Below are 17,720 nucleotides of genomic sequence, written 5' to 3'. Positions count from 1 at the left end.
GCGAAGAGACAAAAATTTCGGCGGAGGTTGGTCAGCGCGCGGCCGGGGGGTCCGCTGGCGGGGCCAGGCTGGGGTCGCCCGGCGCGGCCGGCGCCGAGGGCTTGCGCAAGGGGCGGCGCAGCCTGGCGCGGTCGGCCCACAGCGGTGGCAGCGACAGGGCCAGCAGCACCAGCGCCAGCGGCACCACAAACACAAAGCCCACGTGCTTGAAGCCCGCAGCCCCCGCAATGCCGCCCACCAGAAACATGCCCACCAGCCCGGCAAACAGCCGCAGCCGGGCCTGGTTGGCACGCACCTGCGATTCGGGCGCAGTGCCCGTGCGGTTCCAGTAGAGCATCTTGCCCATCTCGATGCCCAGGTCGGTCACCACGCCCGTCATGTGGGTGGTGCGGATCTGGGACGAGGACATCTTGGTCACCGTGGCGTTCTGCAGGCCCATGATGAAGGACAGCAGCAGCACCGTGAGTGGCACCGCAAAAGGCGTGGGCCAGCTGAGGGTGATGGCGCCCACCAGGCCAAACAGCAGCATGAGCACGGACTCCAGCAGCAGCGGCAGCGCGTAGGTGCTACGCAGCCTGCGCTGGCGCGCCCAGTTGACCATGATGGCCGTGGTGCCCGCCCCCGACATGAAGGCCCAGAGCGCGCCCACGGCGCCCAGCACCAGCTTCATCTGCCCCAGCACCAGGTTGTCGGCCAGCGACGACAGGAAACCCGTCATGTGCGAGGTGTAGAGGTGCACCACCAGAAACCCCCCGGCGTTCACCGCCCCGGCGTTGAACGCCAGCAGCAGGCCCAGCACCTGGTTGCTCGCAACCGTGCGGTGGTGTCCGGTGAGGTGAAAAAGGCGTCGCATGGCCAGGGTGGCGGTGGTGGCTGTAAAGGAGGGGGTTGGCTTGCCTACCAGGCCCGCGCCATGCGGCCGGGGTTGAAGATGCCGGCAGGGTCAAAGCTGTGCTTGAGGCGGGCGTGGATTTGCTCCAGCGCCTTGGATTGCAAGTCAAAAGCACCGCTGGCGCCGGATTTATTTGCCTCAGCAGCTACAAAAAGAGAAGCACTCCCACCCACTGCCCGGACGGCTTCGCGCAGCGCGTCGCCGGCGGACTCGGGGGCCTGCACCCAGCGCAACGCCCCATGCCATTCCACCAGGGGCTGCACGCCGCCGGGCAAAGCCAGCACCGGCGCGGTGGCGGGCACCGACAGGCGCCATAGGGCGTGGTCAGGGCGCGTGGCCCGGTCGGTGAACCACGGCAGGGTCTGCTCGCGGCAGGCGGTCCAGTCAGCGGCCACGGTGGCGTTGTCCATGCACGTGCCACCCATGGTTTTGCACGCGGCCTCCACTGCCGCCACGGCGCCGCGCAGGCGCACATAGAGCGTGCCCACGCCCTGATCCTGCACCCAGCAGCTGGCGTTGAGGGGCAGCGGCTGGCCGCCCCAGGCGTGCAGCTTGCGCAGGGCGTCGGCCTGGTTGATGCCCTCGAACCGGAGCGTGGCCTCGCCGGGCGCCACGGGCAGCACCTTGAGGCTCACTTCGGTCAGCAGGCCCAGCGTGCCCCAGGCACCGGCCATGAGGCGCGCCACGTCATAGCCCGCCACGTTCTTCATGACCTGGCCGCCGAAGGTGAGCAGCTCGGCCTTGCCGTTGAGCAGGGTCACGCCCAGCAGGTAGTCACGCACCGCCCCCACGCTGGCGCGCGCCGGGCCCGACAGGCCGGCCGCCACCATGCCGCCCACGGTGGCAGCGCCCGAAAGGGGCTTGGCGAAATGCGGGGGTTCAAAAGGCAGGCACTGGCCCTGCTCGGCGAGCGCGGCCTCCAGCTCGGCCAGCGGGGTGCCGGCCCGCACGGTGACGACCAGCTCGCTGGGCTCGTAGCTCACGATGCCACGCAGCACCCGGGTGTCCAGCACCTCGCCGTGCAGCGCCAGGCCATGGAAGTCCTTGGTGCCCCCGCCACGGATGCGCAACGGGGTCTGGTCGGCAGCGGCAGCGCGCACGCGCTCAGTGATCGGGGCGAGGGAAAAGTCCATCCGTGCATCGTAGCGGCAGCGGTCCGCCGCACGGCATGCAGGGGGCGTGAATTTTTTGAACAGCGGACGTGCAAAGGACTGGCGGATGCCATAGGGCCTTTGGCCCCCTGGCGCGCCAGTCCCACACGCGTCACCCACCGGTACGAAAAAAGCCCGCCGGTGGTCGGCGGGCTGAAGTAACCAGAGGAGTAACTCGCTTGTTCTTATTGCGACGCCACGGTGCCACCAGACACCGCGGCGCGTAGGGCGCAGAGCGATCAGCGGTTGTACGCCGTTTCGCCGTGCGAGGTGATGTCCAGACCTTCGCGTTCGTCTTCTTCCGAGACACGCAGGCCCACCGTCAGGTCAACTACCTTGTAGGCCACGAAGGACACCACGCCCGACCACACGATGGTCAGCAGCACGGCCTTGGCCTGTGTCCACACCTGGGCAGCGATGGAGTAGTCAGCAGCCGTCACGCCGGTCGCCGTCACCCAGTCCGCCACGAAGCCGGGGCCACCCAGACCAGGGGCGTTGAAAACGCCGGTCAGCAGCGCACCCACGATACCGCCGATGCCGTGCACGCCGAACACATCGAGCGAGTCGTCTGCACCCAGCAGCTTCTTGAGGCCGTTGACACCCCACAGGCAGGCAAAACCACCCACCAGACCGATGACCAGCGCACCGCCGATACCGACGTTGCCGGCAGCCGGCGTGATGGCCACCAGGCCCGCCACAGCACCCGACGCTGCACCCAGCATCGAAGCCTTGCCGCGCATCAGCGCTTCACCCATGCACCATGCCAGCACGGCAGCAGCGGTAGCCACCAGCGTGTTGATGAAGGCCAGGGCTGCAAAACCGTTGGCTTCCAGGGCAGAGCCGGCGTTGAAGCCGAACCAGCCCACCCACAGCAGCGAGGCACCGACCATGGTCAGCGTCAGGCTGTGAGGCGCCATGGCTTCCTTGCCGTAACCAATGCGCTTGCCCACCATGAACGCACCCACCAGGCCCGCCACAGCGGCGTTGATGTGCACCACGGTACCGCCAGCGAAGTCCAGAGCACCCCACTGCCAGATCTGGCCGGCCTTGCTGGTCATGGCGTCGGCCACTTCCTTGGAGGCGTAGGCATCAGGACCCATCCAGAACCACACCATGTGGGCGATCGGCAGGTAGCTGAACGTGAACCACAGGACCATGAACAGCATGACGGCGCTGAACTTGATGCGCTCAGCGAACGCACCGACGATCAGGGCGCAGGTGATGCCGGCGAACGTGGCCTGGAAGGCGGCAAACACCACTTCCGGAATCACGACACCCTTGCTGAACGTGGCAGCGTTGGCAAACGTGCCTGCGGCGTTGTCCCAGATGCCCTTCATGAACAGCCGGTCGAAACCACCGATGAAGGCACCGCCTTCGGTGAAGGCCAGGCTGTAGCCGTAGATGAACCACAGCACCACGATCAGCGAGAACGTGACCATCACCTGCATCAGCACGGACAGCATATTCTTGCTGCGCACCAGGCCGCCGTAGAACAGCGCCAGGCCAGGCAGGACCATCAGGATCACGAGGATGGTGGAGGTCATCATCCACGCGGTGTCACCCTTGTTGGGGACAGGAGCAGGCGCTTCTGCGGCGGGCGCAGCAGGCGCAGCGGCGGCAGCAGCCGCCGGTGCAGCCGCTGCGGCAGGGGCAGGGGCTTCAGCCGCTGGTGCAGCCGCAGCGGGTGCCGATGCCTCTGCCGTGGCGGGCGCCTGGGCGAGGACAGCCGATCCGCCGGATAGCAGACTCAGCCCCAGAATGAAGGAAGCAAGCAGTTTTTTCATGGCGTTTCTCTTCTTGGATGGGATGCGGCCTCGCCCTTACAGGGCTTCCTTGCCGGTTTCGCCAGTGCGGATGCGCACCACCTGCTCCAGGTGGGTCACGAAAATCTTGCCGTCACCGATCTTGCCGGTGCGCGCTGCGGTCTCGATGGACTCGATCACGCGGTCCACCAGGTCGTCGGCCACGGCGGCCTCGATCTTGACCTTGGGAAGAAAGTCCACCACGTACTCTGCACCGCGGTACAGCTCGGTGTGGCCCTTTTGGCGGCCAAAGCCCTTGACTTCGGTCACCGTGATGCCTTGCACGCCGATGTCGGAGAGCGCTTCGCGCACTTCGTCGAGCTTGAAGGGCTTGATGATGGCTGTCACCATTTTCATTTTCAGTTCCTCCGGAATGGGCGCCGCCGGCGCCCATTGAGACTTACAGGGTTTTGGTGAGCGTGACGATCACGCGCGACTTGTTGACCGGGCCGTAGAAGGCCTTTTTGGTGGCGCCGACCACGGCAGCGCCGAGGGACACGCCGCCGCCGAAGTCGTACGAGCCGCCCAGGCTGTAGTCCATGAAGTTGGGGGCGGTGATGTCACCACCAAAGCGGGTGAAACCGACCGATGCCTTCAGCGTGGTGCTGGGGGCCACTTCCTGGGCAAACGCCAGGTTCAGGTAGCCGGTGTTGCGGCCCTTCATGCCAGGACCTGCGTAGGCAAAGTAGTCCTTGGACAGGGTGTGCGAGTACTTGGCCGTCACGGGGCCGAAGGTGGCAGCGCCATAGACTTCGGTGGTGTTGCCCGCGCTGTTGCCGGGGTAGATGTAGGTCAGCAGGCCCACGTCCAGGTCCACGTCACCGGCCTTGAACTTGTAGCCGCCGTAGATGTCGGATTCGAGCGAGTTGCCGGACAGCCAGTTGACGCTGGAGTTCCAGTTGCCCACGTAGAAGCCGGTTTCGCCGAAGGTGTAGTCAAAGCCGCCTTGCAGTGCGGGCTTGACGGCCTTGACCTTGGACGTGTCCTGGTCCTGGCCACGGAACTTGTAGTTCGTGGTCAGGCTGACGTTGGCGGTGAGCTGGGCGCTGGCCAGCATGGGAAGGGTTGCAACAAGGGCAACGCCCAGGGTCTTGATGATGGCGCGGGTCATGTTTCCTCCGGTTGGACAAAGTAGGGACAAGCGCTTTAAGCACGGACCGTGCCACACCAAGGTGCACGGCGCGCTGCACGGTTGCGTTGCGTTACAACAATCCCCAGTACAGTGGCGGTGACCGCGTCCGGCATGTTGCACCCAACTGGTGCAGACACCCAACGGGTCGCGCTAAAAAACCACAAAACGCACCCATCTGGGGAGAAATCGCTTCATGAGTCTTGCTTTGGTGCAAAGCCGCGCCCTTCTGGGGCTGCAGGCGCCCGCAGTCACCGTCGAAGTGCATCTGGCCAACGGTTTGCCCAGCTTCACGCTGGTCGGGCTGGCCGAGGTGGAGGTGAAAGAAGCCCGCGAGCGCGTGCGCTCGGCGCTGCAGAACGCAGGGCTGGAGTTCCCGACCAACAAGCGCATTACCGTCAACCTCGCGCCTGCGGATTTGCCCAAGGACTCGGGCCGCTTTGACCTGCCCATCGCCCTGGGCATCCTCGCCGCCAGCGGGCAGGTGGACGCCAGCCGCCTGGCGGGCTACGAGTTTGCGGGCGAGCTGTCACTGTCGGGCGAGTTGCGCCCGGTGCGCGGTGCGCTGGCCACCAGCCTGGCGCTGCAGACCCAGCAGATTGACGCTCAGCTGGTGCTGCCGCCCGGCAGCGCCGAAGAGGCCGCCCTGGTGCCCGCCGCGCGCGTGGTGCGTGCGCGGCACCTGCTGGATGTGGTGCGGGCGTTCCTGCCACCCGGCAGCACGGCCGGTGGCGATGCCGATGTGGCCAACGACGGCTGGACCCGCCTGCAGGCCACCGCGCTCACCGCCAGCACCACCGGGCCCGACATGGCCGACGTGAAGGGCCAGGCGGGCGCCAAGCGCGCGCTGGAGATTGCAGCGGCTGGCGGCCACAGCCTGCTGATGGCCGGGCCACCTGGCTCGGGCAAGTCGATGCTGGCGCAGCGTTTTGCCGGGCTGCTGCCCGCGATGACGGTGGATGAAGCGCTGGAGAGCGCCGCCATTGCCAGCCTGGCTGGGCGCTTTCGGCCCGAGGCTTTTGGCGTGCGCCCCACCGGCCAGCCCCACCACACGGCCAGCGCGGTGGCGCTGGTGGGCGGTGGCTCGCCACCCCGGCCGGGCGAGATCTCGCTGGCCCACCAGGGCGTGCTCTTCCTTGATGAACTCCCGGAATTCCCCCGCGCTGCGCTAGAGGCTCTGCGCGAGCCGCTAGAGACCGGCCACATCACCATCGCCCGGGCAGCGCAACGCGCGGAGTTTCCGGCCCGGTTCCAGATGATCGCGGCGATGAATCCGTGCCCCTGCGGCTTTCTGGGCTCCACGCAGCGCGCCTGCCGCTGCACGCCCGACCAGGTGCACCGCTACCAGGCCAAGCTCAGCGGCCCGCTGCTGGACCGCATCGACCTGCATGTGGAGGTGCCCGCCCTGCCCGCCGCGCAGCTGGTGCAGGCGGCTGCGGGCGAGTCCACCGCCAGCATCCGCGCCCGGGTGGAGCAGGCCCGCGCCAAGGCGCTGGCGCGCCAGGGCAGCACCAACCAGGCGCTGCAGGGGCAGGCCATCGACGCCCACCTGCACCTGGACGATGCGGCCGCCAAGTTCCTCAACACCGCTGCCGCGCGCCTGGGCTGGTCGGCCCGCAGCACGCACCGGGCGCTGAAGGTGGCGCGCACCATCGCCGACCTCGCGGGCGCGCCCACCACCGAGGTCAGCCACGTAGCCGAGGCCGTGCAATACCGCCGCGTACTGCGCAGCCCGGTGTGAGTAACGCTGGCGGCCCTTGAGACACATCAGCACCTTGACGGAGGCAGATATCAAATTGATAGCACCTGGCGCATGTATCACCAGCGCCTGCGGCTGATTTTGATCAAAAAGAGGGTGCGCAGCACCCAGCGGGCGCTGCGCACCGGCCGCAGGGGCCCGGGCGCCCGGCACAATCTCCCCCCATGTCCAGCGTCCGCTCCCCCAAGAAATCCCCGTCGGCCCCCGCCCCCACAGACACCGCAGCCCCCGCCAACGAGCCCGTGGACACCGGCTTTTTGCGCACGCTGGTGGGCTACAACACGCGGCGCGCGGCGCTGTCCATCATTGCCGTGTTCATGGAACGCATGGCCGTGTACGACCTGAAGGTGGTGGATTTCTCGGTGCTGTCGCTGGTGGCGCACAACCCGGGCATCACCTCGCGCCAGCTGTGCGCCACGCTCAGCGTGCTGCCGCCCAACATGGTGGGCTTGATTGCGGCGCTGGAACGGCGCGGCCTGATCGAGCGGCGCCCACACCCGAGCGATGGGCGCGCCATGGGCGTGCACCTGACGCCCGCCGGGGTGGAACTGACGGCGCAGGCCGAGCAGACGGCCGCGCAACTGGAAGAAGACGCCACCAACCGCCTGACGGCGGCCGAGCGCAAGACGCTGATCCGGCTGCTGCAAAAAGTCTACGACTGATCCAGCGGCCGCTCAGCCGGCCACAAGAGGCCCGGATGCGTATCAGGCGGCCGGCGCTGCCGGGGCCTTGTCCAGCCCCAGCAAGCGCACCGCGTTGCCCTTCAGGATGCCGGGCATCACCTCGGGCTTGAAGCCCGCTTCCTGGAAGTCCTTCATCCAGCGCTCGGGGGTGATCAGCGGGTAGTCGCTGCCGAACAGCACGCGGTCCTTCAGCAGCGTGTTGGCGTACTGCACCAGCTGCTTCGGAAAATACTTGGGACTCCAGCCCGACAGGTCGATCCAGACATTGGGCTTGTGCGTGGCGACCGACAGCGCCTCGTCCTGCCACGGAAAGCTGGGGTGGGCCATGACGATCTGCATGTCAGGGAAGTCGATGGCCACATCGTCGAGGTGCATGGGGTTGCTGTACTCCAGCCGCAGGCCGCCGCCGCAGCGCATGCCGCTGCCAATGCCGCTGTGGCCGGTGTGAAAGATGGCGGGCATGCCGTATTCGGCGATCACCTCATAGATAGGCCAGGCCATCTTGTCGTAGGGGTGGTAGGCCTGCACCGTGGGATGGAACTTGAAGCCCTTGATGCCGAACTCCTCGATCAGGCGGCGGGCCTCGCGCGCGCCCATCTTGCCCTTGTGGGGGTCGATGCTGGCGAAGGCCGTCATCATGTCGCTGTTGGCCTTGGCGGCCTCGGCGATCTCTTCGTTGGGGATGCGGCGGCGGCCCATCTTGGACTCGGCGTCCACGGTGAACATCACCAGGCCAATCTTCTGCTCGCGGTAGTAGGCCACCGTCTCGGCAATGGTGGGGCGGCGGCCGTTCTTGAAGTACTTGTCGGCGGCGCGGTCGTACTCCTCGCCGTAGTTCTCAAACGGGTTCCAGCAGCTCACCTCGGCGTGGGTGTGGATGTCGATGGCGATCAGATTGGCGTGGTCCATGCGTGTCTCCTGGGTTGGCGCCCGCCGGTGCAGCGTCAAACCCCCAGCATGCGCCACGGCGCGTGACGCAGATCAAGGGTAAACACCAATAAAAAACGGGCTTGGCTTGCTTGAATTGGTTATGAACTATAACCACAATTCAACCAACACGAAAGCCTCTATGACCCATCCAGACATCCATTTCGAGCTGCGCGGCGACCACCAGGAAGTGGCCGTGATCCGCCTGACCCGCGCGGCCAAGCGCAATGCGCTGAACGACGGCCTGATCCTCGCGCTGCGCGACCTGTTCGAGAAAATGCCCAGCACCGTGCGCGCGGCCGTCATCGATGGCGACGGCCCCCATTTCTGCGCCGGGCTGGACCTGTCGGAGCTCAAAGAGCGCGACGCCGGCCAGGGCCTGCACCACTCGCGCATGTGGCACGCCGCGCTGGAGCGTGTGCAGTACGGCCCCGTGCCGGTCATCGCTGCGCTGCACGGCGCCGTGGTGGGCGGCGGGCTGGAGCTGGCCAGCGCCTGCCACATCCGCGTGGCCGACGAATCCACCTTCTACGCGCTGCCCGAAGGCTCGCGCGGCATCTTCGTGGGCGGCGGCGGCGCGGTGCGCATCCCCAAGCTCATCGGCGCTGCGCGCATGACGGACATGATGCTCACCGGCCGCGTCTACAACGCGCAGGACGGCGAAAAGGTCGGCTTTGCGCAGTACCTCGTACCCGAAGGCCAGGCCTTTGCCAAGGCCTTCGAGCTGGCCGTGCGGGTGGCGCAGAACGCCCCGCTGACCAACTACGCGCTGATGCACGCCCTGCCCCGCATTTCCGAGCAGCCCGCCGACCAGGGCTTCTTCACCGAAGCCATGATGGCGGCCATCGCCCAGAGCGCGCCCGAAGCCAAGTCCCGCCTCGCCGACTTCCTGGAAGGCCGCGCCGCCAAGGTCCGCAAGGACTGAGCCCGCCCCCAGTCACCCCTTGCCCCTGCTGGAATCCCTATGAGCGACCTCTCCACCCCCACCGCCCCGGCCCGCTACCGCCCCGTGACCTTCGGCGTGACCCGCGTCAGCCTGCGTGACGGTGCACCGGGCGTGCGTTACCTGCAGGCGGACCTGCCCCTGGGCGCCTTTGCGCGCCGCGTGACGGACTACCTGGTGCACTGGGCAGAGACCACGCCCGACCACAGCTTTCTGGCACGCCGCGAACAGCTGCCCGGTGGCAAGACGGGTGACTGGCAGCATGTGAGCTACGCCCAGGCGCTCGACGCCGCGCGCAGCATCGGCCAGGCCCTGCTGGACCGGGGCTTGAACGCAGAGCGCCCGGTGGTGGTGCTGAGCGAGAACACCGTCGAGCACGCCCTGCTGGCGCTGGGTTGCATCTACGCCGGTGTTCCCTACTGCCCCGTGTCGCCCGCCTATGCCACCGTGAGCCAGGACTACGACAAGCTGCGCCACGTCATCGACACCCTCACCCCCGGCCTGGTGTTTGCCGCCGACGGCGCACGCTACGGCAAGGCCATCGCAGCCACCGTGGCGGCCGATGTCGAAGTGATCCTGGCCCAGGGCGCGCTGGAGGGCCGCAAGGCCGGCACCTTCCAGAGCCTGCGCCACACCACCGCCACCCCGGCGGTGGACGCGGCCATGCACGCCACCGGCCCCGGCACCATCGTGAAGTTCCTGTTCACCAGCGGCTCCACCAAGATGCCCAAGCCGGTCATCAACACCCAGCGCATGTGGTGCGCCAACCTGCAGCAGATCTCGCTGTCGCTGCCGGTGCTGGCCGAGGCATCGCCCGTGCTGGTGGACTGGCTGCCGTGGAACCACACCTTCGGCAGCAACCACAACTTCGGCCTCACGATGATGCATGGCGGCACGCTGTACATCGACGACGGCAAGCCGACGGCCGCACTGATTGGCGAGACCCTGCGCAACCTGCGCGAGATCGCACCCACGGTGTACTTCAACGTGCCCACCGGCTTTGAAATGATTGCCGAGGCCATGAAGACCGACGCCCAGCTGCGCGCCAACCTGCTGTCGCGCGTGCGCCTGTTCTTCTACTCGGGCGCCGGCCTGGCCCAGCCCGTGTGGGACAGCCTGCACGCCACGCAAGAGGCCGCCATTGGCGAGCGCATCGTGATGTGCACGGGCCTGGGGATGACGGAATCCGCCCCCTCGGCCATGTTCTGCAACAGCCCCGACGTGCGCTCCGGCCACATCGGCGCGCCCGTGCCCGGCATGGTGCTCAAGCTGGTGGAGGTGGACGGCAAGACCGAGGTGCGCTACCGCGGCCCCAACGTCACGCCCGGCTACTGGCGCTCCGACGCCGCCACGCGCGACGCGTTTGACGACGAAGGCTACCTGTGCACCGGCGACGCCGTGAAGTGGATCGACGAGAACAACATCCACCGGGGCCTGGCGTTTGACGGCCGCATTGCCGAGGACTTCAAGCTCTCCACCGGCACCTTCGTGAGCGTGGGCCCCATGCGCGCCAAGATCATCGTGGCGGGCGCCCCCTACATCCAGGACGTGGTGCTCACCGGCCTGAACATGAAGGAAGTGGGCGCCCTGCTGTTCCCCTCCCCCGCCTGCCGCGAAGTGGCCGGCCTGGGCCCGGACGCCCCCTGGGCCGACGTAGTGGCCCACCCCGCCGTGCGCCAGCGCATCGAGGCGGTGCTGGACGGGCTGGCCCGCGAAGCCACGGGCAGCGCCAGCCGCGTGGCCCGTGCGCTGCTGATGGCCGAGCCACCCTCCATCGACAAGGGCGAGATCACCGACAAGGGCTCCGTCAACCAGCGTGCCGTGCTCAAGCACCGCGATGCGCTCGTCACGGCCTTGCACGACGACACGGCACCGGGCATCCTCAAGCCCGGCGCCTGAACCCCACCCCGAACAGGACAGACCCACCATGCAGATTCAAGGACAAGCCGCCCTCGTGACCGGCGGCGCATCGGGCCTCGGCGAGGCCACCGCACGCGAACTGGCCCGCCTGGGCGCCAAGGTGGCCGTGCTCGACCGCAATGCCGAGCTGGCCGAAAAGGTCGCCGCCGACATTGGCGGCGTTGCCTGCCCCTGCGACATCACCGACGCCGCCAGCGTGACCGCCGCGCTGGAGAAGGCCGCTGCCGCCCACGGCCCCGCCCGCATCCTCATGAACGTGGCCGGCATTGGCAGCGCCAAGCGCGTGGTGCAACGCGACGGCAGCGCCGCGCCGCTGGAAGACTTCGTGCGCGTCATCAACATCAACCTCATCGGCAGCTACAACGTGAGCCGCCTGTTTGCCGCCGCCTGCAGCAAGCTGCCCACGCTGGACAACGGCGAGCGCGGCGTGATGATGTTCACCGCATCGGTGGCCGCCTTTGACGGCCAGGTGGGCCAGCAGGCCTACAGCGCCTCCAAGGCGGGCCTGGCCGGCATGACGCTGCCCATGGCGCGCGACCTGGCGCAACACGCCATCCGCGTGTGCACCGTGGCGCCCGGCCTGTTTGCCACGCCGCTGATGAAGGAGCTGCCCGAGGCCGTGCAACAGTCGCTGGCGGCCAGCATCCCCTTCCCGCCACGCCTGGGCAAACCCGAAGAGTTTGCCGAGCTGGCTTGCCATATCGTGACGAACGGCCACCTGAACGGCGAAGTCATTCGCCTGGATGGCGCCCTGCGCATGGCGCCCCGGTAAACGATCAGCGCCACACATCAGTAAATAACAAGAGGGCGCGAAAGCGCTCCAGCTTGACCCCCGAGATTTCCGTCAGACACACACCAGGAGACATCAGCATGACCACCACCCGCCGTCAATTCGTTCAGGCCCTTGGCGCCAGCGCCGCGCTGGGCGCCTTCCACCCCTTTGCCGCCCATGCCCAGGTGGACCAGGTGAAGGTGTACTTCGGCTTCCCCGCCGGCAGCTCGGGCGACACCGTGGCCCGCCGCGTGGCCGAGAAGTGGGCTGGCAGCGCGTTCAGCAAGAACCCTGGCGTGGTGGAAAACAAGCCCGGCGCGGGCGGCCGCATTGCGCTGGAGACGCTCAAAGCTGCGCCCGCAGACGGCTCGGTGCTGGCCGTGGCACAGGTGTCGGCCCTGGCCAACTACCCGCACATCTACAGCAAGATGAACTACACCGACAAGGACTTCGCGCCCGTGTCGATCGCAGCCATCATGCACCACGGCCTGGCCGTGGGCCCCATGGTGCCCGCCAGCGTGAAGAACGTGAAGGACTTCCTGGCCTGGGCCAAGGCCAACCCCAAGGACGCCAGCTACGGCTCGCCCGGCGCGGGCTCCACGCCCCACTTCCTGGGTGCGCTGCTGGGCATCAACAGCGGTGTGGACCTGCGCCACGTGCCTTACCGTGGCTCCATCCCTGGCGTGACGGACGTGGTGGGCGGCCAGGTGGCTGCCATGGTCACGCCGCACGGCGACTTCATCGCCAACTACAAGGCAGGCAAGCTGCGCATCCTGGCCACCTCGGGCCCCAAGCGCTCGCAGTACGTGCCCGACGTGCCCACGTTTGCCGAGCAAGGCTTCCCTGAGCTGACCACCGAAGAATGGTTCGGCTTCTACGCCCCGGCCGCCACGCCCAAGCCGGTGATCGCTGCTGCCAACGCCGCCATCAACGCCGCGCTGAAGGAAAAGTCGGTCATTGACAGCCTGGCCATCGTGGGCCTGATGCCCCACGGCTCCACCCCTGAAGAACAGGCCCGCTGGCAAAAGGCCGAGTACGACAGCTGGGGCCCGCTGATCAAGAAGATCGGCTTCACCGCAGAGTCCTGATTTCCCCTGCGCCGCAGGTCCGGACTGGCACCCCAGTCCGGGCCGCCGCATGGCAAAAAATAGAAGAAACAGCCGCTAGCGCCCAACCATCAAGCGCAGACAGCTACTAATAAGAGAGCAACTCATGCAAGCCCGCCAGACCCTTGCCGACATCCAGCACCTGCTGACCACCGTGCTGAAGGCGCCCACGCGCTGGCAGGGCCTGGCGCCGTTTGCGGATACCGATGGTGACCTGGCGGCCCAGGTGCTCGACGAGGCGGCCAAGTTTGTGGACAGCGCCATCGCCCCGCTGCAGCGCAGAGGCGACGAAGAAGGCTGCCGCTTTGACGGCGGGCAGGTGCACACCCCCGCAGGTTTTCGCGATGCGTACCAGGCCTTCTGGCAAGCCGGCTGGCCGTCACTGTCTTGCGCACCCGACGATGGCGGCCAGGGCCTGCCTGCGGTGCTGGAGTGTGTGCTGTTTGAATGGCTGGCCGGTGCCAACCACGGCTGGACCATGGCGCCCGGCCTGCTGCACGGCGCGTACGAATGCATCAAGCACCACGCCAGCGACGAACTCAAGGCCCAGTACCTGGAGAAGGTCGCCACTGGCGAATGGCTGGCCACCATGTGCCTGACCGAAGCCCACGCAGGCAGCGACCTGGGAATGGTGCGCACACGCGGCGTGCCCCAGCCCGACGGCAGCGCGCGGGTGAACGGCAGCAAGATCTTTATCTCCGGCGGCGAACACGACCTGACCGACAACATCGTGCACCTGGTGCTGGCGCGCCTGCCCGACGCACCGGCGGGGCCCAAGGGCCTGTCGCTGTTCCTGATGCCCAAGGTGCTTCAGGATGGAAGCCGCAACGCCGTGGTCTGCGAGCGCATCGAAGAAAAGATGGGCCTGCACGGCAGCCCCACCTGCGTGATGCGCTTTGACGACGCCACCGGCTGGCTGGTGGGCGAGCCGAACAAGGGCCTGAACGCCATGTTCGTGATGATGAACGCCGCCCGCCTGCACGTGGGCCTGCAAGGCATTGGCCTGCTGGAAGCCGCGTGGCAAAAGGCCAGCGCCTACGCCGCAGAGCGCCGCCAGATGCGCGCGCCCGGCGCCAAGGACACCAGCCTCATTCAAGACCACCCCGCCATCCGCCGCATCCTGCACACACAGCGCGCCTGGATCGACGGCGGCCGCGTGCTGGCCTACCACACCGCCCTGCAACTGGATGTGGCTAAACACAGCACCGACGCGGGCGAACGCGCTGCCGCACAGCGCTGGTGCGCGCTGGTCACGCCCGTGCTCAAGGCCGCGCTCACCGACCAGGCCTTTCACGGCGCCAGCGCCTGCCTGCAGGTGTTTGGCGGCCACGGCTATGTACGCGAATGGGGCATCGAGCAGATCGTGCGCGACGCGCGCGTGGCCATGATCTACGAGGGCACCAACGAGATCCAGGCCATCGACCTGCTGGTGCGCAAGGTGCTGGCCGATGGCGGCCAAGGCCTGGCAACGCTGCTGACCACACTGCCCGGCGCAGCACCCAGCGCCGCCGCCAGCGCGCGCCGCCATGCGCTGGTGGAGATCACGCAGACCCTGGCGATTGCCGCCCAGTCCGACCCCGAACTGCCCTACTGGGTGGCCGACGACTACCTGCGCGCCGTGGCGCTGGTGCTGCTGGAATGGGCCTGGGCCCAGATCGGCGCCGCCCGCCCCCACCGCGCGGAACAGTCCACCGCTGCCACAGACCGCTGGACCCCACCCGCCCAGGCCTTCGCCCAGTGGGTGCTGCCCGAATTCGACCTGCGCACCACCATCCTGCGCCAGCGCATTGCCCAGGCGTTTGAATTCAGGCCGCAGGAGGCCGCAAGCGCATGATTCATATGCGCCAGCAGCTCCTGATTCAGTAGCAAAACACAAGCTTCACCCATCTCCCACCCACAGCGTGTTGAGGCCACGTTGCGGGTTCTAGAGAACCTGTTCAGAACCTTTTAGGGGATCGCATTGGAGTGCAATCGGGATGAGTGGATGCTTCGGATGCGCTGCATGGGCTCGTGCCCATGCAAGCAGCCGGGGCTTCCAATCGCCCGATTTCACTCCAACCCTTCGGGCAAGTGCCTTGCCGGGCGGTCTGCGGCGTTGCGGCGCTTGTTGATAGCCGAGCTATCAACTGCGTACCGCGCCTTGCATCCCATCCCGGCAAGGTACTTGTGCGACCCCGAAAAGGTTTTGAACAGGTTCTAACGCCTCAAAAAAACCACTGGAGACAACACCATGCGCTTGAAGATGAGAAGAAACCGGATGCGTGCCCACCAACCCCTGGCGCTCTCGGCCGCAGCCGCTGCCTTGCTCATGGGCTGTGGCGGCTCGTCAGATGCCGCCCTGCCCCAGCTCTCCGCCGCCACACCGGCCACCCTGCAGTCCTGCGCCACGCTGGCCAGCAGCTTGGCGTTGCCCGACACGCGCATCACCTCGGCCGAACAAGTGCCCGCAGGCCCCATCACCGTGCAGGGCGTGACCACCCAAGCGCCTGCGCACTGCCTCGTCAAAGGCAAGATGAAAGAACGCACCGGCCCCGTGGACGGAGCCAGCTACGCCATCGGCTTTGAGATGCGCCTGCCCGTGGAGTGGAACGGCCGCTTTTTGCACCAGGCCAACGGCGGCCTGGACGGCAGCGTGGTCACCGCGCTAGGTTCGGTGAGCGGTGGCGCCCCCGTGGCGCCTGCCCTGGTGCAAGGCTTTGCGGTGCTCAGCTCTGACGCAGGCCACGGCGCGCCCACGCCCTTCTTTGGCGTGGACCCACAGGCCCGGCTGGACTATGGCTACCAGGCCGTCGGCACCCTCACCCCCATGGCCAAGAACCTGATTAAGAGCGCTTACGGCAAGGCGCCCGACCGCTCGTACCTGGCCGGCTGCTCCAACGGCGGCCGCCACGCCATGGTGGGCGCATCGCGCTATGCCGAGCAGTACGACGGCATCCTGGCGGGCAACCCCGGCTTTCACCTGCCCAAGGCCGCCACCACCCAGCTGTGGAAGGCCCAGCAATACGCCAAGGTATCCACCAAGGACGCCAGCGGCCTGCCCGACCTGACCACCGCCGTGAGCCCGGCCGAGTTCAAGCTCATCAGCAGCAAGATCGTCGCCAAGTGCGACGCGCTGGACGGCGCCACCGACGGCCAGGTCAACGACGTGGCCGCCTGCCAAGCCGCCTTCAACCTGCAGACCGACGTGCCCACCTGCACCGGCGCCCGCGACGGCAGCTGCATCACCAGCGAGCAAAAGGGCGTGCTGGCCAGCATCTTTGCCGGCCCCAAGAACAGCAAGGGCGAAGCGCAGTACGCTGGCACCTGGTGGGACCCCGGCATTGCCGGCGCCAACTTTGCATCGTGGCATTTTGGCGCCCCCGCCACGCGTGACGCCGGTGCAGTGGCCTTCATCTTCACCTCGCCCCCATCCAGCGTGGCCGCGTTCACCGCCATCCCCGGCATGCAGTACGCGCTGAACTTCAGCATGGAGACCGACTACCCCAAGATGTTCGCCACCACGGCGCAATACACCGAGTCGCCCTGGTCGTACATGACCCCACCCAATGAGACGGACCTGAGCACCCTGAAGAACCGGGGCGCCAAGATGATCGTCTTCCACGGCGTGGCCGACGGCGTGTTCTCGCCCATGGACACCGCCAACTGGATGGACCGCCTGCAGGCCAACCACAGCGGCAAGGCCGACGCCTTTGCACGCCTGTTCCTGGTGCCCGGCATGAACCACTGCTCCGGCGGCCCCGCCACCGACCAGTTCGACATGCTGGCCCCACTGGTGGCCTGGGTGGAACAAGGCAAGGCACCCGACAGTGTGACGGCGAAAGTGCGCGGCGCAGGCGCCAACGTGGTCAACGCCGAGCTGCCCGCCAGCTGGTCCGCCAACCGCACCCGGCCACTGTGCGTGTACCCCAAGGTCGCCCGCTACAACGGCACGGGAGATGTGGAGAGCGCGAGCAGTTTCAGCTGCAAGTAATCAGTTCAGCGCTTGAAAAGCGGGAAGCACGGCACAAGCCGAGCTTCCCTTTTTCTTTTCCTTTTACGCCTTGGCGCGAGGCTTCATGCGAAAGCTGACGCCCATGCGGTTGATGGCATTCATGCTGGCAATCGTGAGCGTCAGGTCCACCAGGTCCTTCTCTCCAAACACGGCCAGCGCGGCCGCATAGGCCTCATCAGAGGCATGGGTCTCGCTCACGCGCGTCACCTCCTCGGCCCAGGCCAGCGCAGCGCGCTCCTGCTCGGAGAACAGATACGCCGCCTCACGCCACACGGGGACGAGCACCAACTTCTCCACCGACATGCCTTCGGCCAGCAGGTCACGCGTGTGGATGTCGATGCAGTGCGCGCACCCGTTGATCTGCGACACGCGCAGGAAGACCAGGTGCGTCAGCAAGCTGGGCAGGCCCGTGCCCTGGGTGACGAAGTGGTGCAGCGTCCCGATAGCCTTGGCACCCTCGGGCGATACGTTGAACCAGACAGCGCGATTCATACAGCAGTTCCTTCACATTGAATGTTGAGCAGAGGGCGATATCGACCTCCTGCTCTCAAGACGTGTGATGTGAGGGTGCTGTGACAGATGGTGGAGAAATGGGTGCAGACCTCGCCATGGTCGCCGCGGTGGGGCAAAGCGAGGCACTCGACA

15 protein-coding genes are annotated in these 17,720 nt (G+C 67.2%); 8 read left to right on the top strand and 7 right to left on the bottom strand.

Annotated features, from left to right (window positions below; translation table 11 throughout):
• Positions 1-31 precede the first annotated feature (31 nt).
• From C8C95_RS10825 to C8C95_RS10805, 5 genes are all read right to left on the bottom strand, one after another.
• Positions 32-853, bottom strand: a complete 822-nt coding sequence (locus tag C8C95_RS10825; protein WP_099732258.1) for a YoaK family protein — start codon at positions 851-853, stop codon at positions 32-34.
• Positions 854-897: 44 nt separating this feature from the next.
• Complete coding sequence (glcE, locus tag C8C95_RS10820; protein WP_116748595.1) at positions 898-2,025, bottom strand: glycolate oxidase subunit GlcE; 1,128 nt, start codon at positions 2,023-2,025, stop codon at positions 898-900.
• 257 nt (positions 2,026-2,282) lie between these two features.
• Positions 2,283-3,827 carry an ammonium transporter gene (amt, locus tag C8C95_RS10815; protein ID WP_116748594.1) on the bottom strand — a complete coding sequence of 515 codons (1,545 nt, stop codon included), beginning with the start codon at positions 3,825-3,827 and terminating at the stop codon, positions 2,283-2,285.
• Positions 3,828-3,863: 36 nt separating this feature from the next.
• Positions 3,864-4,202 (bottom strand): P-II family nitrogen regulator, encoded by a 339-nt coding sequence (glnK, locus tag C8C95_RS10810; protein ID WP_015012094.1) that lies wholly within the window; start codon positions 4,200-4,202, stop codon positions 3,864-3,866.
• Between the two features lie 43 nt (positions 4,203-4,245).
• Entirely contained in the window at positions 4,246-4,956 is a 711-nt protein-coding gene (locus tag C8C95_RS10805; RefSeq protein WP_056057222.1) for a TorF family putative porin, read from the bottom strand.
• Positions 4,957-5,170: 214 nt separating this feature from the next.
• Here C8C95_RS10805 and C8C95_RS10800 point away from each other — a divergent pair, with 214 nt between their 5' ends.
• The gene (locus C8C95_RS10800; RefSeq protein ID WP_116748593.1) at positions 5,171-6,715 is read left to right on the top strand and encodes a YifB family Mg chelatase-like AAA ATPase; all 1,545 of its coding nucleotides are present in this window, start codon (positions 5,171-5,173) and stop codon (positions 6,713-6,715) included.
• Between the two features lie 182 nt (positions 6,716-6,897).
• Complete coding sequence (locus C8C95_RS10795; protein ID WP_116748592.1) at positions 6,898-7,395, top strand: MarR family transcriptional regulator; 498 nt, start codon at positions 6,898-6,900, stop codon at positions 7,393-7,395.
• A gap of 42 nt (positions 7,396-7,437) precedes the next feature.
• Here the strand turns inward: C8C95_RS10795 and C8C95_RS10790 are convergent, their stop codons facing one another.
• Positions 7,438-8,325 carry an amidohydrolase family protein gene (locus C8C95_RS10790; protein WP_116748591.1) on the bottom strand — a complete coding sequence of 296 codons (888 nt, stop codon included), beginning with the start codon at positions 8,323-8,325 and terminating at the stop codon, positions 7,438-7,440.
• Positions 8,326-8,485: 160 nt separating this feature from the next.
• Here C8C95_RS10790 and C8C95_RS10785 point away from each other — a divergent pair, with 160 nt between their 5' ends.
• The 6 genes from C8C95_RS10785 to C8C95_RS10755 all read left to right on the top strand — a co-directional run bounded on the left by C8C95_RS10785 (position 8,486) and on the right by C8C95_RS10755 (position 17,054).
• On the top strand, positions 8,486-9,268 hold the full coding sequence (locus tag C8C95_RS10785; protein WP_060984553.1) for a crotonase/enoyl-CoA hydratase family protein: 783 nt from the start codon (positions 8,486-8,488) through the stop codon (positions 9,266-9,268).
• A 39-nt stretch (positions 9,269-9,307) separates the two neighbouring features.
• Positions 9,308-11,185, top strand: a complete 1,878-nt coding sequence (locus C8C95_RS10780) for a feruloyl-CoA synthase (RefSeq protein WP_116748590.1) — start codon at positions 9,308-9,310, stop codon at positions 11,183-11,185.
• A gap of 28 nt (positions 11,186-11,213) precedes the next feature.
• Positions 11,214-11,978, top strand: coding sequence for an SDR family NAD(P)-dependent oxidoreductase (locus C8C95_RS10775; protein WP_056742222.1), 765 nt, complete (start codon positions 11,214-11,216; stop codon positions 11,976-11,978).
• 98 nt (positions 11,979-12,076) lie between these two features.
• Positions 12,077-13,066, top strand: coding sequence for a Bug family tripartite tricarboxylate transporter substrate binding protein (locus tag C8C95_RS10770; RefSeq protein WP_116748589.1), 990 nt, complete (start codon positions 12,077-12,079; stop codon positions 13,064-13,066).
• 124 nt (positions 13,067-13,190) lie between these two features.
• The gene (locus C8C95_RS10765) at positions 13,191-14,918 is read left to right on the top strand and encodes an acyl-CoA dehydrogenase family protein (protein WP_116748588.1); all 1,728 of its coding nucleotides are present in this window, start codon (positions 13,191-13,193) and stop codon (positions 14,916-14,918) included.
• Between the two features lie 423 nt (positions 14,919-15,341).
• Complete coding sequence (locus C8C95_RS10755) at positions 15,342-17,054, top strand: tannase/feruloyl esterase family alpha/beta hydrolase (protein ID WP_116748587.1); 1,713 nt, start codon at positions 15,342-15,344, stop codon at positions 17,052-17,054.
• Between the two features lie 63 nt (positions 17,055-17,117).
• On the opposite strand, the gene C8C95_RS10750 is transcribed toward C8C95_RS10755, so the two are convergent.
• Positions 17,118-17,567 carry a carboxymuconolactone decarboxylase family protein gene (locus tag C8C95_RS10750; RefSeq protein ID WP_116748586.1) on the bottom strand — a complete coding sequence of 150 codons (450 nt, stop codon included), beginning with the start codon at positions 17,565-17,567 and terminating at the stop codon, positions 17,118-17,120.
• Positions 17,568-17,720 lie beyond the last annotated feature (153 nt).

It is taken from the genome of Acidovorax sp. 99, assembly GCF_003096455.1.
GTDB lineage: Bacteria > Pseudomonadota > Gammaproteobacteria > Burkholderiales > Burkholderiaceae_C > Acidovorax > Acidovorax delafieldii.
Note: the sequence above shows the minus strand (reverse complement) of the source record. Positions and strands in the feature narration are given on the sequence as shown.